Below are 23,620 nucleotides of genomic sequence, written 5' to 3'. Positions count from 1 at the left end.
GCGGTCACCTGGCGCTCCGGCGTCCGCCCACGGCGAACACCGTTCACCCCGGGTACAACGCCGTCAGGAAACCTGCTGTTCCCCGCCACTGCTCCGGAACGCCTTCACGAAGTAGTCGACGCCCGTGGCGACGGTCAGCAGCAGCGCGATGCCCATGATCGTCCATTGAACGACCTCGGCGACCGTCGCCGCCGGCGGGAAGAGCATCGCCAGTGGCAGCACGAACAGACCGATCGCGACGCTCTGCGCCACGGTCTTGGCCTTGCCACCGCGGCTGGCCGGGATGACACCACGGGTGCGGATGACGACGAACCGCAGCACGGTGACCGCGAGCTCACGCCCGAGGATCACCAGGGTCACCCACCACGGCAGCAGCTCCAGCAGCGACAGCCCGATCAGCGCGGCCCCCATGAGGGCCTTGTCCGCGATCGGGTCGACGAGCTCGCCGAAGGAGGTGACCAGGCCCCGCTTGCGGGCCAGCTGGCCGTCGAGCCGGTCGGTGAGCGCGGCGACGGCGAACACCGCGAACGCGGTGAGCCGCCAGCCGACCGACCGGCCGTCCTCGAGCAGCAGGGCCACGGCGAAGACGGGGACCAGGAGCAGCCGGACGCAGGTCAGGGCGTTCGCCACGTTGACGACCGGCGGGTTCCCGCTGGTCGGCACGGTCGAGCCCTCGGCCGGCTGCGGGGTGCTCATCCGGTCCCCGCCGGGGCCGGTTCGGCCGCGACACCACCCGCGGGCAGCAGCTCGAGCGCCTCGACCAGCAGGTCGACGCCCTCGGTGCCGGTCACCCGGCAGCGCACCAGGTCCCCTGGCCGCAGGTTGCCCGGTTCGGGCGCCTCGCCGGAGTCCTCCTCGCCGGAGTCCGCGGCACCGACGACCACGCACTCGCCGTCGGAGTCCGGGCCCTGGTGGCCGGCGCGGCCGGTGCAGTCGTCCTCATCGGTCTCGGCCCCCTCGACCAGCACGACGACCTCGGTGCCGACCCGGTCCTCGGCGCGCTGCTGCATCAGCTCGTCGACCAGCGCGGAGATCCGCGCGACGCGCTCGGCGACCTCGTCCGGGTCGATCTTGCCGTCGTAGCCTTCGGCCTCGGTGCCGTCCTCGTCGGAGTAGCCGAACACGCCGACCGCGTCGAGCCGGGCGCCGGTCAGGAACGCCTCCAGCTCGGCCAGGTCCTCCTCGGTCTCCCCGGGGAACCCGACGATCACGTTGGACCGGATGCCCGCCTCGGGGGCGAGCGTGCGGATCCGCTCGCACAGGTCGAGGAAGTCGGTGCGCGAGCCGAACCGGCGCATCCGCCGCAGCAGCGGCCCGGAGGCGTGCTGGAAGGACAGGTCGAAGTACGGCGCGACCGCCGGCGTCGTCGCAAGGATCGACAGCAGGTCGGGGCGCAGCTCGGCGGGCTGCAGGTAGGCCACCCGGATGCGCTCGACGCCGTCGATATCGGCCATCTGCCGGACCAGGTCGCCGAGCGCGCGGGTACCGCCGGGCAGATCCTTGCCGTAGGACGTCGAGTTCTCGCTGACCAGCACGATCTCGCGCACACCCTGGGTCGCCAGCCAGGCGGCCTCGCCGAGCACGTCGGCCGGCGGGCGGGAGACGAAGCTGCCGCGGAAGCTGGGGATCGCGCAGAACGCGCAGCGCCGGTCGCAGCCCGAGGCGAGCTTCAGCGACGCCACCGGGCCACCGCTCAGCCGGGTCCGCGAGATGTCGGGCAGCCATTCGTGCCCCGGCACCGACACATCCGTCGTCGCGGACTGGCGCTCCACCGGCGAGATCGGCAGCAGCTGCCGCCGGTCGGTGGGGACGTGCGGGGCCGGTGCGTGCCCGCCGAGGACGTCGCCGAGACGCTCGGCCAGCTCGGGGTAGGCGTCGAAGCCGAGCACCGCGTCGGCCTCGGGCAGGTCGGCGGCCAGCTCGGAGCCGTAGCGTTCGGCCAGGCAGCCCACGGCCACGACCTTCGCCCCGGCCGGTCGCGCCACGTCGGACGCAGCCAGCACGGTGTCGATCGAGTCCTTCTTCGCCTGCTCGACGAAACCGCAGGTGTTGACGACGATGACGTCGGGCTCGCCGCCGTCGGCGTCGACCAGCTCCCAGCCGGATCCGGCCAGCCGTCCGGCCAGCTCCTCCGAGTCGACCTCGTTGCGCGCGCAGCCCAGCGTCAGCAGGGCAGCGCGCCGGGGACCTCCGTCGGGGGAAACCACGGTTGCAAGGGTAGACGGCGGGCCGCCGGTGGTGCGGCCCGGCGTCTAGGCTCGCCGTCCGTGGCCGATGCAGCCGATCACCTGCCCGCCGTCCGGGTCCGCCGGGCGCGCACCCCCGACGTGCGCGCGATCCGCGACCTCGTCGACGAGTACGCGGGCAAGGTCCTGCTCGCGAAGGAGACCGTCACCCTCTACGAGGCGGTGCCGGAGTTCCTGGTCGCCGAGCTGGACGGCGTCGTCGTCGGGTGCGGGGCGCTGCACGTGCTCTGGGAGGACCTCGGCGAGATCCGCACGGTGGCGGTGTCACCGTCGGTGCTCGGGCACGGGGTCGGCCACAAGATCGTCAGTGCGCTGATCGACGGCGCCCGCGAGCTGGGGCTGTCCCGGCTGTTCGTGCTGACCTTCGAGAAGCACTTCTTCGCCCGGCACGGCTTCGCCGAGATCGACGGCACGCCGGTCTCGGCCGAGGTCTTCGCGGCCATGCTGCGCAGCTACGACGCCGGTGTCGCCGAGTTCCTCGACCTCGCGCACGTCAAGCCGAACACCCTGGGCAACGTGCGGATGCTGTTGCGCCTGTAGCGGCCCCTGCGATCCTGTGTCGCATGGACGACCCGGGCGCGTGGCGGTGGCGCACCAGCGCCCGGCTGCGCCCGCTGGTCTCCGAGATCTGGGCCTGGCGGACGGGCGCCGGCCCCGCGGGGACCCACCAAGGCGTCGCGAGCGGGCACCTGACGCTCATCCTCTGTCTCGACGGCGCCGTCGAGCTGCTGCACATGCCCGACCCCGCGCGCCGCGGCGGCCGGTTCGCCGCATCGGTGGCCGGGCTGCACACCGCGCCCGCGGTGATCGCGACCGGCGAGCCCCAGACCGGGATGCAGCTGGCCCTGACCTGGCGCGGCGCCCGCGCCCTGCTCGGGCTGCCCGCCGCCGAGCTGACCGGCGACGTCGTCGACCTCGGCGCGCTGCTGCCGGAGGTCGAGACGCTGCTGGACCGGCTGCACGCGGCACCGTCCTGGCCCGCGCGCTTCGCCCTGCTCGACGACGAGCTGGTCCGCATCGCCGCAGCCCGGAACGCCGCGGCCCCGGCGGACGAGCTGGGCCGCGCGTGGGCTCTGTTGCGCCGCAGCGGCGGGACCGCACGGGTCACCGACGTCGCCGCCGACGTCGGCTGGTCCGCCCGGCACCTCGGCGAACGGCTGCGCCGCGAGACCGGGCTCGGCACCAAGTCCGCGGCCCGGGTCATCCGGTTCGAGCGGGCGTGCGCGCTGCTGCGCTCCCCCGCCGCCCCACCCATCGCCGACGTCGCCGCCACCTGCGGTTACGCCGACCAGCAGCACCTGGCGCGCGACTTCCGCGATCTCGCAGGCACGACGGCCCGGGGCTGGCTCGGCGAACGGCCGTGATCTCGGGCCGGTAGAACATCGGCGTGGTCCGCCTCGCCCTGCACACCCCGGAGATCCCGCCGAACACCGGCAACGCGATCCGGCTCGCGGCGAACACCGGCGCCGAGCTGCACCTGGTCCGCCCGCTCGGGTTCTCCCTCGACGAACGCTCGGTCCGCCGCGCAGGGCTGGACTACGCCGACCTCGCCGACGTCGTCGTGCACGAGGGCACCGAGGCCTTCGCCGCCTGGGTGACCGCGGACGGGGCCCGGGTGTTCGCGTTCGTCCCCGGCGCGCCGACCCGCCACACCGACGTCTCCTACCGGCCCGATGACGTGCTGCTGTTCGGCCGTGAGTCCACCGGACTGCCCGACGACGTCGCCGGTGCCGGCTGGGTCACCGGGCAGGTGTCGCTGCCGATGCGGCCGTCGAACCGGTCGCTGAACCTGTCCAACGCCGCCGCCGTCGCCGTCTACGAGGCGTGGCGGCAGGCCGGGTTCAGCTGACCCCTGCTGCCGGCGCCCCTGCTACTGGCGCACCGCCTGCACGTCGAGCTGGATGTCGATCGTCGACCCGACGACCGGCAGCCCCTTGGCGATGGTCTGCTGCCAGTTCAGCGTGAAGTGCTCCCGGTGCAGCTGCGTGGTGGCGACGGCGCCGATCCGGTCGCCGTTCCACTCCGCGGAGCCGCCGAACGTGGTCTCGAGCGAGACGTCGCTGGTCAGGCCGTGCAGCGTCAGGTCGCCGTCGACGGTCCAGCGGTTGCCGCCGCGCTGGGTGAACCGGCTGCCGGTGAAGCGCAGCTCCGGGAACCGCTCGACGTCGAGGAAGTCCGGCGAGCGCAGGTGGGTGTCGCGGGCCTCGACGTTGGTGTCGATGCTGGCCGCGTCGATGACGACCTCGACCGTGGACTCGTCGAACGGCTCCGCGATGTGGATCCGGCCCTGGAACCGGTCGAACCGGCCGTAGACCTTGGACAGGCCGATGTGGCGGGCCACGAACCGGACCGAGGAATGGTCGGGGTCGATCACGAACACGCCCGGCCGCGGCGGGTGCAGGTCCGGGTCCTCACCGAGCTCGATCGGCGGCATCTCGGTGTGCGCGCCCCACGGGATCTCGACGACGTCGGTGACCTGCCGGTACCCGCCGGAGTCGACCCGGACCCGGTAGCGGCCGGGCATCAGCGACGCCGTGAACCGGCCGAACGGGTCGGTCTCGAGATGCGCGACGCGACGGTCGGCGGCGTCGAGCACCGAGACCTCGGTCCCCGGCAGCGCACCGCCCTCGATGTCCCGGACCTCGCCGGTGAGCATCCCGCCGGTCAGCGGGATCGGGACCAGGGCGTGCCGGTCGGCACCCGCGCGGCCGCCGCGGCGGGGGTCCCGCTTCTTCCAGAACACCGGGGGGCTCCTTCGTTCGCGCCCGGAGGCCCGGGCGTGCGACCTGCGGGCCACTGCGGTGACCCGGAGCGCACACTCTGGCACGACGTGGTTGCCGCGGAAACTTGTACCCGCGGCGTGCCGCAGCGGTGCGCATCACGTCGCCCGGGCGGCCCAGTGATCCCCGTCCGACGCACACGCAGCGTGTGCACCGGGCGGCCGATCGGTGGTCAGAACTCGTCGTCCCCGGTGTCCCCGCCGACCTCGCCGCCGTCCGCGGTGCCACCGCCCTTGATCAGGTACAGCGCGTTCTCCAGCTCGTCCGGCTTCACCAGCACGTCGCGGGCCTTGGAGCCCTCCGAGGGCCCGACGATGTGCCGGGTCTCGAGCAGGTCCATGAGGCGACCGGCCTTGGCGAACCCGACGCGCAGCTTGCGCTGCAGCATCGACGTCGACCCGAACTGGGAGGTCACGATCAGCTCGGCGGCCTGCAGCAGCAGGTCGAGGTCGTCGCCGATGTCGGCGTCGATCTCCTTGGCCTCCCCGGCCTTGGCCTGGGTGACGCCCTCGGTGTAGCTGGGCTCGGCCTGCTCCTTGGTGAAGGCGACGACCTTGCCGATCTCCTCGTCGTCGATGAAGGCGCCCTGCATACGGGTCGGCTTGCCCGCCCCCATCGGCAGGTACAGCGCGTCACCCATACCGATCAGCTTCTCGGCGCCGGGCTGGTCGAGGATGACGCGGCTGTCGGTCAGCGACGACGTCGCGAACGCCAGCCGGGACGGCACGTTGGTCTTGATCAGACCGGTGACGACGTCCACCGACGGCCGCTGCGTGGCCAGGATCAGGTGGATCCCCGCCGCACGAGCCTTCTGCGTGATCCGGACGATCGCGTCCTCGACGTCGCGCGGGGCGGTCATCATCAGGTCGGCGAGCTCGTCGACGATGCACATGATGTACGGGTACGGCCGGTACACCCGCTCCGAGCCGGGCGGTGCGGTGATCTCCCCGGAGCGCACCTTGCGGTTGAAGTCGTCGATGTGGCGCACCCGGTTCGCCTGCATGTCCTGGTAGCGCTGCTCCATCTCCTCCACCAGCCAGGCCAGCGCCGCGGCGGCCTTCTTCGGCTGGGTGATGATGGGCGTGATCAGGTGCGGGATGCCCTCGTAGGGCGTCAGCTCGACCATCTTCGGGTCGATGAGGATCATCCGGACCTCGTCCGGGGTGGCCCGGGTCAGCAGCGACACCAGCATCGAGTTGACGAAGCTCGACTTACCGGAGCCGGTGGACCCGGCGACCAGCAGGTGCGGCATCTTCGCCAGGTTCGCGACCAGGTAGTGGCCCTCGATGTCCTTGCCCAGCCCGATGCCCATCGGGTGCTGCTCCTGGCGCGCCGCACCGGAGCGCAGCACGTCGCCGAGGCGCACCATCTCGCGGTCGGTGTTGGGCACCTCGATGCCGACGGCGGACTTGCCGGGGATCGGCGCGAGCAGCCGGACGTTGTCGTTGGCGACCGCGTAGGCGAGGTTGCGCTGCAGCTGGGTGATCTTCTCGACCTTCACCGCGGGGCCGAGCTCGATCTCGTAGCGGGTGACCGTCGGACCGCGGGTGAAGCCGGTGACCTGGGCATCGATGTTGAACTGGTCCAGGACGCCGGTGATCGCCTCGATCATCGCGTCGTTGGCCGAGCTGCGGGACTTCGGCGGCGGTCCGGCCTCCAGCATGTCGCCGGGCGGCAGCGTGTACTCCGACTCCCCCACCGGCTCGCGGATGGCCATCGACATCTGCTCGCCCTCGGACGGCGGCTCCTCCGCGTGCGGGGTCTCGGCGACCTGCGCGGCCGGGACGGCCTTCGCCGCGGCCTTGCCGGGCGTGACCGGCGAACCGGCGGCCGGGGTGTCGGCCTCGGCCGGGTCGACCGGCGCGGGGGCGTGCTCGCCCTCGGCAAGGGCGGCGGCGTCGCCCTCGCTGGCCTGCTGCCGGCGACGCGACGGCCGGCGCCGCTTGGGCGTCTCGCCGTCGAGTTCGGGGGCCTCGGCGTCCGCGCCCTCCTTCTCGGCGACGGCGTCGGCGACGGTGCGGGGCCTGCGCTTGGAGCCGGTCGTCTCGCCGTCGGCGCCGGCCTCGGTGTCCGCGTCGGCGTCGGTCTCGTCGTCGAGCGGGACCTGGCCGGTGAGCCTGCGGAACATGTCCGGCAGCTCCCGCACCGGGATGCCGGTGACCAGCAGCAACGAGTACAGCGTGAGCAGGACCAGCACCGGGACGGCCGTCCACAGCGTCAGCCCGGCCTTGAGCGGGGTGCCGGCGACGTAGCCGAGCGCCCCACCGGCGCCGCGCCACGCGTCCGGCTCGGAGGGGGCGCCGTGGCCCAGGTGCACCAGGCCCAGGACCCCGAGTGCGAGCAGCAGCGACCCGGTGATGATCCGGGGCCGCGCCTCGGGGTGCGACGGCGTCGTCACCAGGACGATGCCGATGCCCAGCAGGATCACCGGCAGCAGCACCCCGGTGACGCCCATGACGGCCTGGACGACGTAGGTGAACCAGTAGCCCACCGCGCCGCCGGCGTGCCACCACAGGCCCGCGGCGGCGATCACCGCGAGGACCAGGACCCCGAAGCCGAGGCCGTCGCGGCGGTGCGCGGGGTCGATGTCGCGGGTGCGCCCGACGGCACGGCCGGACGCGCGGAACGTGCGCGCCACGCCGCGTCCGACGGCGTCGATCCCGCGGTCGATCAGGTCCGGCTGCGGCGGGCGCCGCCGCGACGCGGGGCTCTTGCGGGCCCCGCCGCGGGCGCTGCCCTTCCCGCGGGCGGCCGGGCGCGAACCGGACGAACGACCCGAGCCGGACCGCCCCGAGCCGCGGCCCGCGGCCGCTCTCGTGGTGGTCCTGCCCGTGGTCGTCCGTCCCGCCATGTCACCCACGGTAGCCCGGGAGCGGGATCATCCCGGTCAGCGACGCGGAATCGCCCGGACCGGACCGCTCACCGGTGCTACACCGCGATGACGGTCGGGACGATCATCGGACGGCGGCGGTAGGTGTCCGACACCCAGCGCCCGACGACGCGGCGCACGCCCTGCGCGATCCGGTGCGGGTCGCTGACGCCCTCGTTCTCCAGCCGGGACAGCTCGTCCTCGACCTTGGGCTGGACCGCGTCCAGGGCCTTCGGGTCGTCGGAGAAACCGCGGCCGGTCAGCGTCGGGCGGGACAGCGCACGACCGGTCTTGTGGTCGATCGCGACGATGATCTGGATGAACCCGCCCTCACCGAGCGCGAGCCGGTCGCCGAGGGTGTGCTCGCCGACGTCGCCGACCGCGAGGCCGTCGACGTAGACCTGGCCGACCTCGACGCGCCCGTTGATCGCGGCCCGGCCGTCGACCAGGTCGACGACGACGCCGTTCTCGGCGATGACCACGTTCTCCTCGGGCACGCCGGTCTTGACGGCCAGCGCGGCGTTGGCGCGCAGGTGGCGCCACTCGCCGTGCACCGGCATCACGTTCGACGGGCGCACCGCGTTGTAGAGGAACAGCAGCTCACCGGCCGGGGCGTGCCCGGAGACGTGCACCTTGGCGTTGCCCTGGTGGACGACGGTGGCGCCGAGCCGGGTCAGGCCGTTGATCACGGCGAAGACCGCGGTCTCGTTGCCGGGGATCAGCGAGCTGGCCAGGATGATCGTGTCGTCCGGGCGGATGGTGATGCTGCGGTGGTCGCCGCGCGCCATCCGGGACAGCGCCGCCAGCGGCTCGCCCTGCGACCCGGTGGAGACCAGGACGAGCTGGTCGTCGGGCAGGCGCATGGCCTCGTCGATGTCGACGAGGATGCCCTCGGGGATCCGCAGCAGCGAGTGCTCGTCGGCCAGTCCCATGTTGCGGACCATCGAGCGGCCGGTCAGGCAGACCTTGCGGCCGTTCGCGGCGGCGGCGTCGATGACCTGCTGGACGCGGTGCACGTGGCTGGCGAAGCAGGCCAGGATGATCCGCGACGGCGCCCGGCGGACCAGGTCGGTGATGACCGGCCCGATCTCGGCCTCCGGCGTCACGAAGCCGGGGACCTCGGCGTTGGTGGAGTCGACCAGGAACATGTCGACACCCTCCTCACCGAGGCGCGAGAAGCCCGCGAGGTCGGTGAGCCTGCCGTCGAGCGGCAGCTGGTCGAGCTTGATGTCACCGGTGTGCAGCACGACTCCGGCCGGGGTGCGGATCGCGACGGCGATCGCGTCCGGGATCGAGTGGTTGACCGCGAAGTACTCGCAGTCCCACCCGCCGTGCGTGGTGCGCTCGCCCGCGGTGACCTCGCGCAGCCGCGGCGTGAGCCGGTGCTCCTTGCACTTGGCCGCGACCAGGGCGAGCGTGAACTTCGAGCCGACGATCGGGATGTCGGGGCGCATCCGCAGCAGCCACGGCACGGCACCGATGTGGTCCTCGTGGCCGTGCGTGAGGACCAGGGCGTCGATGTCGTCGAGCCGGTCCTCGATCGCGCGGAAGTCGGGCAGGATCAGGTCGACGCCGGGCGAGTCGTCGGACGGGAACAGCACCCCGCAGTCGACGACGAGCAGCCGGCCGTCGTACTCGAAGACGGTCATGTTGCGACCGACCTCGCCGATGCCGCCGAGCGCGAAGGTGCGCAGGCCGCCCTTGGCGAGCGGGCGCGGCGCCTGGTCCGGCAGCTCCGGACGGTCGATCTTCTCGGGTGGGGCGCTGAGGGACCGTCCGGGCTTGTTGCGGCGGTCGTTGCGCTGGGGACTCACAGGGGTTCGTGCCTCACAGTGTTCGTTCGGACGTTGATGGTCTCGGTGCTGTGGCGGGCCGTCGGGCCGCGCCGCTCATGTCGTGTATCGGTCGGCACGCGCGTGGTGCTACGAACCGATCGGGTGCGGTGCCGGTGCGCACCGGGTCTCGGCCCGCGTGCGGTGCCGACGCGCGCTGCGCGACGTGTGCTGCAGACACGATCCCGCCTGCGCTACGTGCGGTACCGACGCCCACTCCGCCTGCGCTACGTGCGGTATCGACGCGCACTTCCGCCGCGCTACGTGGGTGCCGATGCGCACCCCACCTACGCTGCGTGCGGTATCGATGCACACTCCGCCTGCGCTACGTGCGGTGGTACGCAACCTCGGCGCCCAGATCGGCCGCCGTGCGGCCGCCGAGCGCTCCGTGCCCCGCCAGCCCGGCGCCGACCTGCGGGCGGGCCTGCGGGTCCAGCGCCACCCCGGCGACGGCGAGGTCCCCGGCGATCGCCGCGACCTGCTCCTGCGTCGCGGGCGGCAACGGCAGCCGGGTGTCGCCGACGTCCAGGCCGCGCAGCCGCAGCGCGGTCTTGGCGAACACCGCACCGCCGACCCGGCCCATCGCGCGGATCACCGGCAGCATCGCGTAGTGCAGCGCGCGGGCCCGCTGGTGCTCACCGGCGTGGTAGGCGTCGATCAGGGCGCGCAGCCGGTCGGCGACGACGTGCCCGATCACCGACACGAAGCCGACCGCCCCGACCGAGAGCCAGGGCAGGTTCACCGGGTCGTCGCCGGAGTAGTACGCCAGCGTGGTCGTCGCGAGGACCTCGGTGCCGACGCGCAGGTCGTTGCGCGCGTCCTTGACCGCCACGATACGCGGGTGCTGGGCGAGGCGCTGGAACGTCTCGACCTCGATCCCGATCACGCTCCGCGGCGGGATGTCGTAGAGCATCATCGGCAGCTCGGTGGCGTCGGCGACCGCGCTGAAGTGCGCGATCAGCCCCTCCTGCGGCGGCCGGGAGTAGTACGGCGTCACCGTCAGCAGGCCGTGCGCGCCCGCCTCCTCGGCGGCGCGGGCGAGCTCGATGGAGTGCGCGGTGTCGTAGGTACCGGCCCCGGCGACGATCGTCGCCCGGTCCCCCACCGCGGAGACGACGGCGCGGATGAGCTCGCGCTTCTCCGCGTCGGAGGTGGTGGGGCCCTCGCCCGTGGTGCCGTTGACCACCAGGCCGTCGTTGCCGAGGTCGACCAGGTGGGCGGCCAGCTGCTCGGCCTTGTTCAGGTCGAGCTCACCGTCGGCGTCGAAAGGGGTGACCATCGCGGTCAGCACCTCGCCGAACGGGCGGCGCGGCGGGTGCTGGCCGGCCTGGGAGATCTGGGCGCCGGAGTCCATGGGGCGACGGTACCGCTACCGCGGGGTCAGAGCCCCGACGGCGCGGCCCGGTAGGCCTCCACGTCGGCGGGCAGCCCGGTGATCTCGACGCGCGCGGCGTCCCGGCCGAACGCGTGCAGCACCAGCTCCGACGGCTCGCCGGACACCGTGACCAGCCCCGGACCGGTGGCGACGACGAGCTGGGCGCCCTCGGGACGGGTGAGCACCACCCCGACCGGGCTGCGCCGGAACAGCAGCTTCGCCTGCGCGGACAGCAGGTTCCACAGCATACCGTCGCGGGCGGCGTCGGCGGGGCGCGGCTCCCAGCCCGGCTCGCCGCGGCGCAGGTCCTCGTGGTGGACGAAGAACTCCCCGCCGTTGGCCAGCTCGTCGACCTTCCCGACCTTGAACGGCGACCACGGGGGCGGACCCTTGCGCAGGTCGTCGATCAGGTTCGGCCAGGCCTCGCGCTCGTAGGAGGCCATCGCCTTGTCGGTGAACGACGACAGCGCCGGGACGAACATCCCGGCCGCGTTCCACGGCTGCCGCTCGCGGACGAGCAGATGGGTCAGCAGGTCGTGGGCGTTCCAGCCCTCGCACAGGGTCGGCCGGTCCGGTCCGGACCGCTCGAACTCGTCGCAGAGGGCGGCACGTTCGTCACTGGCGAGGCTCACGGGCCCGACATTAGCGGTCCCGCATCCGAGCCGCCGGACGCCCGCTGTGCCGCCCGGCCCCGCCTCAGCCCTCGCTGACCAGGGGACTGGAGGCGATCTCGGTGCCGTCGTCGAGCTTCTGGATCGCGAAGTCCGCGAACACGTTCGGCACCGCGTCCTGCAGCTGCCGCAGGCACTCGACCGCCAGCTCGCGGATCTCGACGTCGGCGTGCTCGGAGGCGCGCATCGCGACGAAGTGCCGCCAGGCCCGGTAGTTCCCGGTGACGACGATCTTGGTCTCGGTCGCGTTCGGCAGCACCGAGCGCGCGGCCTGGCGGGCCTGCTTGCGGCGCAGCGTGCCGTGCGGGACGTCGGCGAAACGCTTCTCCAGGCCCTCGAGGAGCTGCTCGTAGGCGCCGATGGCGTCCGCGGTGGCCTGCTCGAACAGGGCGTGCAGCTCGGGGTCGTCGGCGATGACGTCGGGCTCGACCATCGCGGCGTCCCGCTCGGGGACGTAGCGCTGCGAGAGCTGGGAGTAGGAGAAGTGCCGGTGCCGGATCAGCTCGTGGGTCAGCGACCGGGAGATCCCGGTGATGTAGAAGCTGACCGTGCCGTGCTCGAGGACCGACAGGTGGCCGACCTCGAGGATGTGCTTGAGGTAGCCCTCGTTCGTCGCGGTCCGCGGGTTCGGCTTGCTCCAGGACTGGTAGCAGGCGCGGCCGGCGAACTCGGCGAGCGCCTCACCGCCTCCGGTGTCGGTCGACCACGGCACGTCCGCGGGCGGGAAGAACTCGGTCTTCGCCACCAGCTGCACCTGGAGCGGGACGGTCTGCGGCGTGGTCTCCGGCATGCCGACGAGGGTAACGACCGGCTCGTTCGCGCCCGGGCGGCACCTCCCGTGACGCCATCGGCGGACGCATGACAGCATGATCGACGTCGCTCGGACTGGCGTGACGTCACAGGTGACGCCACACTGACGTCATGGACCTCGCTCCGTACGTCGCCCAGCTGCGCGACGACCTCGCCTCGGCCGCGGCCGCCGGTGACGAACAGACCCGCCGTACGGCGGCGCTGCTCGCGTCGGCGATCGAGCCCGCGGCGCGGCTCGCGATCATGAACGCACTGTCGGACCTGGCGTCGGAGACGACGGCGGCGCTCGGCGACCGGTCGGTGGAGGTGCGCCTGCACGGCCGGGAGGTACGCGTCTCGGTGGACGGCTCCACCGAGACCGCCACGCCGGGCCACACCGGGAACCGGGGTGGTTCCGGCGGCACGGGGGGTGCTGCCGGAACCACCCCACCCCCGGACTCGCCACCGCCGGGTCCGCCGCCCTCGGACGACGCCCCGTCGAACCCGTTCACCGGGGACGCCGGTGACATCAGCCGGGTGACCCTGCGGATCGTCGAGCAGATGAAGGCGCAGGCCGAGCGGGCCGCGCAGACCCAGGGCGTCTCACTGAACACCTGGGTGTCGCAGGCGGTGCAGGGCGCGCTGCGCTCTGCGGAGAGCTACGGCCGCGCCCCCCGCCAGGGCCGCACGCTGAAGGGCTGGGTGCAGGGATGAGCGACGAGCAGACGTCCGGCGACGAGCCGGTCGAGCGCGATTCCTCCGCACCGGCCGGCTCCGGCGACACCAGCGGCGACTCCGCCGACAACCGCACCGGCGACTCCGCCGACAGCCGCACCGGCGACTCCACCGACGGCAGCACGTCCGGCCCGGCGGGTTCGTCGTCCGCGACCGGCGGCGGCACCCCGGGCGTGCGCCGCGAGCGCTTCGATTCCCCCGGTCCCGCCGAGCTGGAGATCTCCGTCGGCAGCGGACGCGTCCGGATCGACCTGGTCGAGACCACGGATCCGGCGTCCGGCGCCGTCACCGTCGAGGTGTCCGCGGACCGGGCGGCCGCGCAGCCGTGGTCACGCGGGCTGGGCGGGCTGCTGGACTGGATCGGCTCGTCGATGTCGGGCGCACCGACCGGCGCGGACAGCGGCGACGACCAGCCGCCCCGCGGGTTCGAGCCGATCGTCGGCGCGTCCTGGGAACGCTCCGGCGACCCGGCCCAGGCGGCCGTCGACGCCACCACCGTCGACTGGTCCGACGCCGGGCGGCGGCTGGTCGTCCGCGCACCGGAGGACCCGACGCTGGGTGCGGTCCCGCTGCACGTCACGGTCTCCGCGCCCGCTGGTTCCCGGCCGGCCGTACGGACCGGGGCGGCACCGGTCGAGCTGACCGGCCGGTCCGGGTGGACGGCGATCCGCACCGGCTCCGGCGCGGCACGGCTGCCCGAGGTCGACGGCGACGTCGACGTCACCACCGGCAGCGGCGGTATCGATCTGGGCGCCTGCACCGGACGGGCCACGCTGCGCGCCGGCACCGGTGCCGTCGAGGCCGGGTCGCTGGCCGGGTCGTCGCGGATCCGGACGGGCAGCGGCGACATCCGGGTCGGCGAGCTGGCCGCGGACCTGGAGGTGCGCACCGGCTCCGGTGACGTCGTGATCGCCGACGCGGTCTCCGGCGACGTACGCGTCTCGACCGGCTCCGGTGGTGTCCGGGTCGGGGTGCACTCCGGGGTCGCCGCGGAGCTGGATCTCTCGACCGGGTCCGGCCGTGCCCGCAGCGAGCTCGACGTCCGCGGCGACACCCCGCAGACCGCGCCCGCACTGAAGCTGAGCGGGCGCACCGGCAGTGGCGACGTCCTCGTCGGCCGGGCGGCAGCCACCGCCGCCTGACCGATCCCGACGGCCGGGACACTTCGTGGGCGAGGTCTGCTCTCGTGATCCTCGGGCCCGCCTAGGCCACCGCCCGCCGCAACGCCCCGGCCAGGTCCCCCCGCTCCCCGACGACGACCCCGTCGAGCCCGAGCCACTCCGCCATCGTCGCCAGCTCCGCGGCCAGCTCCGCCGCGATCCGCGGCTCCGGCTGCGCCGCATCGGCTTCGGCGAACGCGCCGTGGACGCGCAGCACCCCGGCGGCCCGGTCGGCCTTGAGGTCGACCCGGGCGACCAGCTCGCCGTCGAGCAGGAACGGGAAGACGTAGTAGCCGTACTCGCGCTTCGGCTCGGGCACGTAGATCTCGATGCGGTAGCGGAACCCGAAGATCCGCTCGGTGCGGCTGCGCTCCCAGACCAGCGGGTCGAACGGGCACAGCAGCGCCCGGCCCTCGACGCGCCGCGGCACGGTCGAGGCCGGGTCCCGGTAGGCCGGGCGGTCCCAGCCGCGCACCGTGACCGGCTCCAGCTCCCCGGCGTCGACGAGCTCGGCGATCGCGATGCGGGTGCGCTCCGGGCCGAGGCGGTAGTAGTCGCGCAGGTCGGTCTCGGTGCCCACGCCCAGCGCCGACGCCGACCGGGCGACCAGTGCCCGGATCGCGTCGGCCGGGTCGGGCTCGGGCCCCGCCATGATCTCCGGCGGCAGCACGCGGGCGGGCAGGTCGTAGCGGCGCTCGAAGTGCCGCCGGGTCCCGACGGCCAGCTCCCCCACCGCGAACAGGTACTCGCAGACCTGCTTGACCTCGGAGCGCTCCCACCAGGTCGCGCCGGGCGGGCGGGGCCGCACGTCCCCGGCGCGGCCCTCGGGCGCGAGCGCCTTCTCGATCGCCCCGGCCCCGACCGGCCCCTGCTCGGCGACCACGGCCCGGATGTCCTCGGCCAGGGTCGGGTGCTTCTCCAGCAGCGGGCCGTAGTGCTTCCACCAGCGCTGCGGCAGCACCCGGTGCCCGACGAGCGGCCAGTCCTGCACCGGCACCAGGCTGGCCTCGTGCGCCCACGCCTCGGTGAGCAGCCGCGGCCGGCGCGCCGAGGGCGCCCAGGCGGCGTCGTCGAGGACCGCGGTGTCGAACGCGCCGAGCCGGCTGAACACCGGCATGTAGTGCGCGCGGACGGCGACGTTGACCGAGTCCAGCTGCAGCAGCTTGACCCGGCCGAGCACCCGCTGCAGGTGCCGCCGGGTCACCGGGCCGGACGGGCGCGCATCGGTGAAGCCCTGCGCCGCGAGGAAGGAGCGCCGGGCCACGTCCGCCGAGATCGTCCGCACCGGCGCGATGCTGCCACGGGGCACCGACAGGAATCCCGGCCGGTGCGCGGGCCGCGGCGCCGACCGGGTAGGCATGCGGCATGGCCACCGCGACCGTCCGCCCCGCCACCGACGACGACGTCGACGCGATCATGGGCGTCCAGGACCGGGCCTGGCGCACCGCGTACGCCGACCTGCTCCCGCCCGCCGCGCTCGACGGCCTGAGCTCCGAGGCCGCGCGCAGCCACTGGATCGACGCCGTGCACGCCGGCGAGGGGTTCCACCTGCTCGTCGCCGTCGAGGGCGACACAACCGTCGGGTTCTGCGCCGCCGCGCACTACGCCGGCGCCGACGGCCTGTCGATCTCGGAGATCAGCACTCTGCTCGTCGAGCCCCGCTGGGGCCGGCGCGGGCACGGCGGGCGGCTGCTCGCGCACGCCGCGGCCGCGTTGCGCGCCACCGGCGCCGACACCGGACGGGCGTGGGTCCCGGAGGCGGACACGGCGTCGCGGCACTTCTACGCCCGGGCCGGCTGGGAGCCCGACGGCGCCGTCCGCACTCTCGACACCGGGTCGGGGACGCTGCGTGAGATGCGCTTCGCCGGAACCCTCGACCTGCGGCTGGTCGACTAGCGGCGTTTCGCGCACGTCAGAGGGTCGTCACGACGCCGGGGATCTGCGCGGAATGCCCGTCGCCTGCGCGGATCGCTCTGTCCCCCACGTTCGTTCCGTGCTGTTCTGGCGTCTCCCGTAACGGACAACAGAACGAGTGAGGAACCCGATGACGTCATCCGGCACGACCGCCGCCTTCCCCGACAAGCAGGAGACCGCACGCATCGTGTCGGCCGCCCGGATCAGCCGCGGCCTGTCGTGGAAGTCCCTGGCCGAGGAGCTCGACTGCCCTCCGGTGTGGACGGTGGCCGCACTCCTGGGGCGCCATCCGGTACCGCAGGACAAGGCCGAGACCGCCTGCCGGCTGCTCGGGCTCGGGGACGACATCGTCACCGCGTTGGTCGCGCAGCCCTACCGCGTCGCCGACCCGGCCCTGCGCAGCGACCCGACGATCTACCGGTTCCACGAGGCCCTCGACGTCTACGGGGCCGCGCTGAAGGAGCTGATCCACGAGGAGTTCGGCGACGGGATCATGAGCGCGATCAACTTCCGGCTCTCCATGGAGCGTCACCCCGACCCGGCGGGTGACCGGGTGGTCGTCACCTTCGACGGGAAGTTCCTGCCCTACCAGTGGTGAGCACCGGCTGAGGTCCGGACCGCGCTCTCGGCGCCCCTGTGCATCCGGGGCGCCGAGAGCCGGGGGCTCACTCCAGGCCGAGCAGCGGCTCGAGCCCGATCGTCAGGCCCGGGCGCTCGCGCACCGCACGCACCGCCAGCAGCACCCCGGGCATGAACGACGCCCGGTTCATCGAGTCGTGGCGCATCGTGAACACCTCACCCTCGGTGCCGAGGACGACCTCCTGGTGCGCGACGAGGCCGGGCATCCGGACCGCGTGCACGTGGACGCCGTCGACGACCGCACCGCGGGCACCGTCCGGGTCGGTGGTGGTCGCGTCCGGCACCGGGCCGAGGCCTGCCTCGCGGCGCGCCTCGCCGATCACCGACGCGGTGCGGGCGGCGGTGCCCGACGGCGCGTCGACCTTGCCGGCGTGGTGCAGCTCGATGATCTCGGCGGAGTCGAAGAACTTCGCGGCCTGCCCGGCGAAGTGCATCATCAGCACCGCCCCGACCCCGAAGTTCGGCGCGACCAGCACGCTGCCCGAGCCGCACTCGGCGAGCAGGGCGCGGACCTCGTCGAACTTCGCGGCGTCGAACCCGCTCGTCCCGACGACCGGTGCCACCCCGCGGGCGAGGCACTCGCGGATGTTGTCCAGCGCCGCACCGGGGTGGGTGAAGTCGACGGCGACGTCGGCACCGTCCAGCGCGGACAGGTCGTCACCGGCGTCGAGCGCGGCCACCAGCTCGGTGTCCGGTGCCTCCTCGACCGCCCGGCAGACCTCGCTGCCCATCCGGCCCTTCGCGCCGAGCACCGCCACCCGGATCGTCCCGCTCACCAGCACACACCCTTTCGGTTCGTGAAGTCCGGGCGGGAGTCTAGGTGGCGGCCGGCAGCGCTCAGCCGTCGGCGGCGGATGCGACCACCAGCCGAGTGAACTACCCGTGTCAGCGGCTTGACGAAACACGTACATCGTCACGAATAGGTAAACGATGTGACGTGGGTCTATCCGGTTCTGGTACGAGCGTGCCAGCCTTCGCCTCACCCGAACCAGTGACACCCGCTCACCACAGCGGCCGTTCCACCCGCACCGGCAGCAGGTCACCGCCACCGCCGTCGCGCCGGGGAGAAAGAGAGCAGCGTGCTCCGCTACGTCGTGCGCAGGGGTGCGGGGTGGCTCGCGATGATCGTCGTCGCGACGAACCTCGTGTACTTCCTGGCGAACTCGTTCCTCGACCCCCGGGTCAACTACCTGCAGCTGCGCCCGCCGCGGACCGAGGAGGAGATCTCGCGGTCGCTGGGCCAGTACAACCTGGACTCCCACGTCCCGATCGTGGAGCGCTGGTGGACCTGGCTCACCGGGATCGTGACCCGGTGGGACTGGGGCACCAGCCCGATCGGCGACCCGGTGAACGCCCAGGTCGCGTTCCGGGTCGGGGTGTCGGGCCAGCTGGTCTTCTTCTCCCTGCTGCTGTCGATCGTGCTCGGCGTCGCGCTGGGCGTGTACTCGGCCTCGCGCCAGTACAAGATCGGTGACCGGGCCGCGCAGCTGACGTCGGTGCTCACCCTGAACATCCCGTCCGCGGTCGCGGGCCTGGCGGTCGTGTTCGTCGCGATCGCGATCAACCAGGGCGTCGGCGGGACGCTGTTCTACGTGGCGGGCTCCGAGACCCCGGGCACCGAGGGATTCTGGGCGCTGCTGGTCGACCGGGTGCAGCACCTGGTGCTGCCGACCGTCTCGCTGCTGGTCATCACCTACGCCGGCTACCACATGCTGCAGCGCTCGATGCTGCTCGACGTCGTCAACTCCGACTACGTCCGCACCGCCCGTGCGAAGGGCCTCACCCGCGAGCAGGCGATCCGCAGGCACGGCCTGCGCAGCTCGATGATCCCGGTCGCCACCCAGGTCGCGTTCGCGATCCCGGCGCTGTTCACCGGCGCGGTGATCACCGAGAAGATCTTCGCCTGGCAGGGCATGGGCGACTACTTCATCCGCACGATCTCGACCAACGACATCCACGGCGTCGTCGCCACGGCCGCGTTCGCCGCCGTCGCCACCGCGGTCGGCGCGATGCTCGCCGACATCGCGGTCGTCGTGCTCGACCCGAGAGTGCGGGTGAACTGACCATGAGCCTGAACCTTCCCGAGCTCACCCCGGCCGTCGCCGACGGAGCCGGCAGCGGAGACAGCGCCGACGCGTCCGCCGCGGCCGCACCCCGGGCCCGGCGCCGCGGCGGGCGCGCCGCACTGGTCTGGCGCCGCTACCGGCGCAACACCCCGGCCGTCGCCGGGCTGGTGGTGTTCGCGCTTCTGGTCCTGTTCTCGCTGTTCGGCGGCCTGCTCTCGCCCTACGACCACACCGAGGTCGACTTCGCCGCCCTCACCCAGGGCCCGTCACTGGACCACCCGCTGGGCACCACCGCCGGCGGCAACGACGTCTACGCCCAGGCGGTGCACGGCCTGCAGCGCTCGCTGGCCATCGCGGTCTCGGTCTCGCTGCTCACCACGCTGATCGCCGCGGTCGTCGGTGCCGGTGCCGCCTACCTCGGCGGCGGGCGCAGCTGGGCCCGCCGCGGCGAGCGCGCGCTGCTCGTCGTCATCCACTTCCTGATGGTCGTGCCCTCGTTCCTGCTGCTGGCGCTGGCCTCGCAGTGGGGCGGCGGCGACTACCGGGTGCTGATCGTGGCGCTGACCGTGCTGGGCTGGATGACCACGGCCCGCGTCGTCTACACCGTCGCGACCGCGCTGCGCGAACGCGAGTACGTCTCGGCCGCCCGGTTCATGGGCGTGCCCGGCCCGGCGATCGTGTTCCGGCACCTCATCCCGAACATCGGCTCGCTGCTGATCGTCACGTTCACGCTGAACGTGGTGAACACCGTGCAGGGCGAGACGGCGCTGTCGTTCATCGGTTTCGGTGTGCAGATCCCGGACGTCTCGCTGGGCACCATGCTCGCCGACGGCGCCAACTCGATGGCGACCGCGCCGTGGATCTTCATCGTGCCGTCGGTGCTGCTCGTGCTGGTCACCGCGTCGCTGGCGTTCGTCGGTGACGGCCTGCGCGACGCCCTCGACCCGACGTCCGCCGCGGGAGGCCGGGCATGACCGAGTCGCTGATCTCCACGACCACCACCGTCGAGAGGGCGAACGTGGGACATCCGGTCCTGTCCGTGCGCGACCTGGAGGTCGCGTTCCCGTCCGAGGCCGGCCGCGTCGCCGCCGTCCGCGGGGTGGGTTTCGACCTGAAGCCGGGCCGCACGCTGGGCATCGTCGGCGAGTCCGGCTCCGGCAAGTCGGTGACGTCGCTGGCCGTGATGGGACTGCTGCCCCCGGCCGCGTCGGTGTCCGGCTCGATCACCCTGCACGGGCGCGAGCTCGTCGGGCTCGGTGACCACGCGATGTCGCGGATCCGTGGCAACGACATCGGGATGATCTTCCAGGACCCCCTGTCGTCGCTGACGCCGATCTTCACCGTCGGCGACCAGATCGTCGAGGCGATGCAGATCCACCGCGACATCTCCAGGTCGAAGGCCTGGGAGCGGGCCGTGGAGCTGCTCGACCTGGTCGGCATCCCGGACCCGAAGCGGCGGGTGCGGTCGTTCCCGCACGAGTTCTCCGGCGGCATGCGGCAGCGCGTGATGATCGCGATGGCGATCGCCAACGACCCGGCCGTGATCATCGCCGACGAGCCGACGACGGCGCTCGACGTCACCGTGCAGGCTCAGATCCTCGACGTGCTGAAGGTGGCCCGCGACGAGACCGGCGCCGCCGTCGTCATGATCACCCACGACCTCGGCGTCGTGGCCGGGACCTGCGACGACGTGCTGGTCATGTACGCCGGACGCCCGGTGGAGACCGCGTCGGCGACCGAGCTGTTCGCGGCGCCGCGGATGCCGTACACGATCGGCCTGCTCGGGGCGGTGCCTCGGGTGGACAGCGTCGAGCGGCGTCCGCTGGTCCCGGTGCCCGGCAACCCGCCTGCGCCGACCGACCTGCCGCCGGGCTGCCCGTTCGCCCCGCGCTGCCCGGTCGCGGCCGACGCCTGCCGCACCACCGAGCCGCCGCTGGTCGCGATCGAGGGTCGCGACGGCCACGCCGCGGCCTGCGTGCGGACCGGCGAGATCGTCGACGCCGGGATCGACGGCGCCCCGGTGTTCCCGGTGCCCGAGATCGTCGGCGCCGGGATCGACGACGGCGACCGCGCCGACCGGCCGTCGGTGCTCGCGGTGGAGCACCTGCGCAAGTCGTTCCCGCTGATGAAGGGCTCGCTGATCCGGCGCCGGGTGGGCACGGTGCACGCGGTGTCCGACGTCGACCTCGACGTCCGGCGCGGCGAGACGCTGGGCCTGGTCGGCGAGTCCGGCTGCGGCAAGACGACGACGCTGCTCGAGATCATGAACCTGCAGGCGCCGGAGGGCGGGCGGATCGAGGTCGCGGGCCACGACGTCGCCTCGCTGTCCGGTCGCGCCGACGTCGCCGCGCTGCGCCGCGAGATCCAGATCGTGTTCCAGGACCCGATGGGCGCGCTGGACCCGCGGATGACGGCCGGGGACATCCTCGCCGAGCCGCTGCGCGCGGCCGGCTGGTCGGACCGCGACAAGGTCGCCGCCCGGGTCGACGAGCTGATGGTGCTGGTCGGGCTGGACCCGGAGCACACCGAGCGGTTCCCGGCGGCGTTCTCCGGCGGGCAGCGCCAGCGGCTCGGCATCGCCCGCGCGCTGGCGACGAGCCCGTCGCTGCTGGTACTCGACGAGCCGGTGTCCGCGCTCGACGTCTCGGTGCAGGCGGGTGTGCTGAACCTGCTCGCCGAGCTGAAGCGGGACCTGGGGCTGAGCTACCTGTTCGTCGCGCACGACCTGTCGGTGGTGCGCCACGTCGCCGACCGGGTCGCGGTCATGTACCTGGGGCGGATCGTCGAGTCCGGTGCCGTCGAGGACGTGTTCGGCAACCCGCAGCACCCGTACACCCAGGCGCTGCTCTCGGCGATCCCGGTGCCGGACCCGGAGGTGGAACGCACCCGGCAGCGCACGGTCCTGACCGGCGACCTGCCCAGCCCGACCGACGCCGGAGCCGGCTGCTCGTTCTTCGGCCGCTGCCCGCTGGCCCGGACGCTGTCCGAGCACGAGCAGAGCCGCTGCCGTTCCGAGACGCCGGAGCTGCTGGTCAAGGACGGTGCGTCCGCCCGCGACACCGACCACAAGGACGCCTGCCACTTCCGGTAGCCGCTCCCCCGCACGATCCATCGCCCGGCGGCAACTGCCTCCCGGGCCGGCACGGCACACCCCGCCCGGGGGCCGAACGAAGGAGAGACATGCGCAGACCGATCCGACGTGGGGCGACGACAGCCGCCGTCGCGGCGCTCGCCCTGGTGATGGCGGCCTGCGGTGGCGGCGACTCCGGTGGGCAGGAACGCACCGGCGAACAGCTCTCGACGACGCCGTCGTTCAACGAGCAGCCCTACGAGAACGTGAAGGACGGCGGGCAGGTCACCCTGCCGTTCCGCTCGGACCTGAACCCGCAGTTCAACCAGTTCCAGGGCGACGCGACGACCGACACCCGGCTGGCCTGGTCCTTCTACAACCCGCAGGTCATCACCTTCACCCCGACCGGTGACCCGATCATCAACCCGGACTACGTGACCGAGGCCAAGCCGGTCGACTCCGGCGGCAAGACCACGGTCACCTACACGATCAACCCGAAGGCCACGTTCAACGACGGCACACCGATCGACTGGAAGGCCTTCGACTCCACTTGGAAGGCCGACAACGGCAAGGACCCGGCGTTCCTCCCGAGCTCGACCGACGGTTACGACCGCATCGTCTCGGTGAAGCGCGGCGCGAACGACAAGCAGGCCGTCGTCAGCTTCAACGGCCCGAATCCGTGGTGGCCGAGCCTGTTCAACCTGCTCGTCCACCCGAAGGTCGCGACACCCGATGTGTTCAACAAGGGCTATCTGAACAACCCGCACCCGGAGTGGGGTGCGGGCCCCTACATGCTGACCAAGTTCGACAAGGCGAACTCGACACTGACCTTCGAACGCAACCCGAAGTGGTGGGGGAAGAAGGGCAAGCTGGACCGCATCACGCTGGTCCAGCTGGAGACGGTTGCCAAGGTCAACGCGTTCCGTAACGGACAGATCGACGCCGCTGAGGCCGAGTCCGCCGACCTGCTCGCCCAGGCCAAGACGGTGCCGGACGCCGACATCCGGATCTCCGGTACCCCGGCTGACTACCTGCTCACTTTGAACAGCAAGGCGCCGACGCTCAAGGACCCTGCGGTCCGCAAGGCGATCTTCGACGGGATCGACCGCACCCAGCTGACGAAGATTCGGTTCCAGGGCCTGGACTACTCCGAGGCTCCCTCGGGCTCCCTCGTTCTTGCGCCGTTCCAGAAGGGCTTCGAGGACAACGTGTCCTCGGCAGTGACCTTCAATCCCGACGCCGCGAAGCAGGCTCTCGACGCCGCCGGTTGGGCCCCGGGCCCCGACGGCATCCGCGCCAAGAACGGTCAGCCGCTGACCTTCAGCTTCGTGCAGACCGGTGACACTCGGGCCTGTCAGAAAGATCGTGTGTGGGCCGGTGATCCGGCAGGCTGAAGCGGCAGCTTCGGCCGGGAAGGATCATCGTTGACCGACAACGACACGACGGCGGAGACCGCTGCCGATGACCAGCACCC

At 72.9% G+C, this 23,620-nt stretch carries 21 protein-coding genes; 11 read left to right on the top strand and 10 right to left on the bottom strand.

Translation table 11 applies throughout. The features are described 5' to 3' along the window. Positions 1-63 precede the first annotated feature (63 nt). Positions 64-696: a CDP-diacylglycerol--glycerol-3-phosphate 3-phosphatidyltransferase gene (pgsA, locus tag ACLE50_RS21670; protein ID WP_410945458.1), complete on the bottom strand. Its 633-nt coding sequence runs from the start codon at positions 694-696 to the stop codon at positions 64-66. Then, positions 693-2,207, bottom strand: coding sequence for a 30S ribosomal protein S12 methylthiotransferase RimO (rimO, locus tag ACLE50_RS21665; protein WP_410945457.1), 1,515 nt, complete (start codon positions 2,205-2,207; stop codon positions 693-695). The genes pgsA and rimO overlap by 4 nt, the downstream gene beginning before the upstream one ends. Before the next feature lie 60 nt (positions 2,208-2,267). Between rimO and ACLE50_RS21660 the strand changes: the two genes are divergently transcribed. Genes ACLE50_RS21660 through ACLE50_RS21650 form a run of 3 tightly spaced genes read left to right on the top strand, consistent with a single transcriptional unit; the run spans position 2,268 to position 4,095 of the window. Further along, positions 2,268-2,786 carry an amino-acid N-acetyltransferase gene (locus tag ACLE50_RS21660; RefSeq protein ID WP_410945456.1) on the top strand — a complete coding sequence of 173 codons (519 nt, stop codon included), beginning with the start codon at positions 2,268-2,270 and terminating at the stop codon, positions 2,784-2,786. 23 nt (positions 2,787-2,809) lie between these two features. Beyond that, positions 2,810-3,610: a helix-turn-helix domain-containing protein gene (locus ACLE50_RS21655; protein WP_410945455.1), complete on the top strand. Its 801-nt coding sequence runs from the start codon at positions 2,810-2,812 to the stop codon at positions 3,608-3,610. Between the two features lie 23 nt (positions 3,611-3,633). Continuing rightward, positions 3,634-4,095: a tRNA (cytidine(34)-2'-O)-methyltransferase gene (locus tag ACLE50_RS21650; protein ID WP_410945454.1), complete on the top strand. Its 462-nt coding sequence runs from the start codon at positions 3,634-3,636 to the stop codon at positions 4,093-4,095. Positions 4,096-4,116: 21 nt separating this feature from the next. Here the strand turns inward: ACLE50_RS21650 and ACLE50_RS21645 are convergent, their stop codons facing one another. The 6 genes from ACLE50_RS21645 to thyX all read right to left on the bottom strand — a co-directional run bounded on the left by ACLE50_RS21645 (position 4,117) and on the right by thyX (position 12,563). Then, positions 4,117-4,989, bottom strand: coding sequence for a YceI family protein (locus ACLE50_RS21645; protein WP_410945453.1), 873 nt, complete (start codon positions 4,987-4,989; stop codon positions 4,117-4,119). 209 nt (positions 4,990-5,198) lie between these two features. Then, complete coding sequence (locus ACLE50_RS21640) at positions 5,199-7,877, bottom strand: DNA translocase FtsK (RefSeq protein ID WP_410945452.1); 2,679 nt, start codon at positions 7,875-7,877, stop codon at positions 5,199-5,201. Positions 7,878-7,954: 77 nt separating this feature from the next. After that, positions 7,955-9,643 (bottom strand): ribonuclease J, encoded by a 1,689-nt coding sequence (locus tag ACLE50_RS21635; RefSeq protein WP_410945514.1) that lies wholly within the window; start codon positions 9,641-9,643, stop codon positions 7,955-7,957. 409 nt (positions 9,644-10,052) lie between these two features. After that, positions 10,053-11,081 carry a 4-hydroxy-tetrahydrodipicolinate synthase gene (dapA, locus tag ACLE50_RS21630; protein ID WP_410945451.1) on the bottom strand — a complete coding sequence of 343 codons (1,029 nt, stop codon included), beginning with the start codon at positions 11,079-11,081 and terminating at the stop codon, positions 10,053-10,055. A 26-nt stretch (positions 11,082-11,107) separates the two neighbouring features. Continuing rightward, positions 11,108-11,734 (bottom strand): TIGR03085 family metal-binding protein, encoded by a 627-nt coding sequence (locus ACLE50_RS21625; RefSeq protein WP_410945450.1) that lies wholly within the window; start codon positions 11,732-11,734, stop codon positions 11,108-11,110. A gap of 64 nt (positions 11,735-11,798) precedes the next feature. Further along, positions 11,799-12,563 (bottom strand): FAD-dependent thymidylate synthase, encoded by a 765-nt coding sequence (thyX, locus tag ACLE50_RS21620; protein ID WP_410945449.1) that lies wholly within the window; start codon positions 12,561-12,563, stop codon positions 11,799-11,801. Between the two features lie 131 nt (positions 12,564-12,694). On the opposite strand from thyX, the gene ACLE50_RS21615 reads away from it, so the two are divergent. Then, positions 12,695-13,276: a toxin-antitoxin system HicB family antitoxin gene (locus tag ACLE50_RS21615; RefSeq protein WP_410945448.1), complete on the top strand. Its 582-nt coding sequence runs from the start codon at positions 12,695-12,697 to the stop codon at positions 13,274-13,276. Further along, the gene (locus ACLE50_RS21610; RefSeq protein ID WP_410945447.1) at positions 13,273-14,439 is read left to right on the top strand and encodes a DUF4097 family beta strand repeat-containing protein; all 1,167 of its coding nucleotides are present in this window, start codon (positions 13,273-13,275) and stop codon (positions 14,437-14,439) included. The genes ACLE50_RS21615 and ACLE50_RS21610 overlap by 4 nt, the downstream gene beginning before the upstream one ends. A gap of 61 nt (positions 14,440-14,500) precedes the next feature. Here the strand turns inward: ACLE50_RS21610 and ACLE50_RS21605 are convergent, their stop codons facing one another. Next, a complete protein-coding gene (locus tag ACLE50_RS21605) occupies positions 14,501-15,742 on the bottom strand; it encodes a winged helix-turn-helix domain-containing protein (protein ID WP_410945446.1) in 1,242 nt (413 codons plus the stop codon). Between the two features lie 80 nt (positions 15,743-15,822). On the opposite strand from ACLE50_RS21605, the gene ACLE50_RS21600 reads away from it, so the two are divergent. Beyond that, positions 15,823-16,353 carry a GNAT family N-acetyltransferase gene (locus tag ACLE50_RS21600; protein WP_410945445.1) on the top strand — a complete coding sequence of 177 codons (531 nt, stop codon included), beginning with the start codon at positions 15,823-15,825 and terminating at the stop codon, positions 16,351-16,353. Positions 16,354-16,501: 148 nt separating this feature from the next. Then, on the top strand, positions 16,502-16,969 hold the full coding sequence (cynS, locus tag ACLE50_RS21595; RefSeq protein WP_410945444.1) for a cyanase: 468 nt from the start codon (positions 16,502-16,504) through the stop codon (positions 16,967-16,969). Between the two features lie 67 nt (positions 16,970-17,036). Here the strand turns inward: cynS and dapB are convergent, their stop codons facing one another. Beyond that, complete coding sequence (gene dapB, locus ACLE50_RS21590; RefSeq protein WP_410945443.1) at positions 17,037-17,786, bottom strand: 4-hydroxy-tetrahydrodipicolinate reductase; 750 nt, start codon at positions 17,784-17,786, stop codon at positions 17,037-17,039. A 303-nt stretch (positions 17,787-18,089) separates the two neighbouring features. On the opposite strand from dapB, the gene ACLE50_RS21585 reads away from it, so the two are divergent. The 4 genes from ACLE50_RS21585 to ACLE50_RS21570 all read left to right on the top strand — a co-directional run bounded on the left by ACLE50_RS21585 (position 18,090) and on the right by ACLE50_RS21570 (position 23,540). Beyond that, the gene (locus tag ACLE50_RS21585) at positions 18,090-19,073 is read left to right on the top strand and encodes an ABC transporter permease (protein WP_410945442.1); all 984 of its coding nucleotides are present in this window, start codon (positions 18,090-18,092) and stop codon (positions 19,071-19,073) included. 2 nt (positions 19,074-19,075) lie between these two features. Continuing rightward, positions 19,076-20,050 carry an ABC transporter permease gene (locus ACLE50_RS21580; protein WP_410945441.1) on the top strand — a complete coding sequence of 325 codons (975 nt, stop codon included), beginning with the start codon at positions 19,076-19,078 and terminating at the stop codon, positions 20,048-20,050. Then, positions 20,047-22,167 carry an ABC transporter ATP-binding protein gene (locus ACLE50_RS21575; RefSeq protein WP_410945440.1) on the top strand — a complete coding sequence of 707 codons (2,121 nt, stop codon included), beginning with the start codon at positions 20,047-20,049 and terminating at the stop codon, positions 22,165-22,167. Before ACLE50_RS21580 ends, ACLE50_RS21575 begins: the two co-directional genes overlap by 4 nt. An 89-nt stretch (positions 22,168-22,256) precedes the next feature. Then, the gene (locus ACLE50_RS21570) at positions 22,257-23,540 is read left to right on the top strand and encodes an ABC transporter family substrate-binding protein (RefSeq protein WP_410945439.1); all 1,284 of its coding nucleotides are present in this window, start codon (positions 22,257-22,259) and stop codon (positions 23,538-23,540) included. Positions 23,541-23,620: the final 80 nt, after the last annotated feature.

The sequence above is a fragment of the Pseudonocardia phyllosphaerae genome, assembly GCF_046546475.1.
Lineage (GTDB): Bacteria > Actinomycetota > Actinomycetes > Mycobacteriales > Pseudonocardiaceae > Pseudonocardia > Pseudonocardia phyllosphaerae.
The sequence above is the reverse complement of the archived record's forward strand: the minus strand, read 5'-3'. Positions and strand labels throughout refer to the sequence as shown.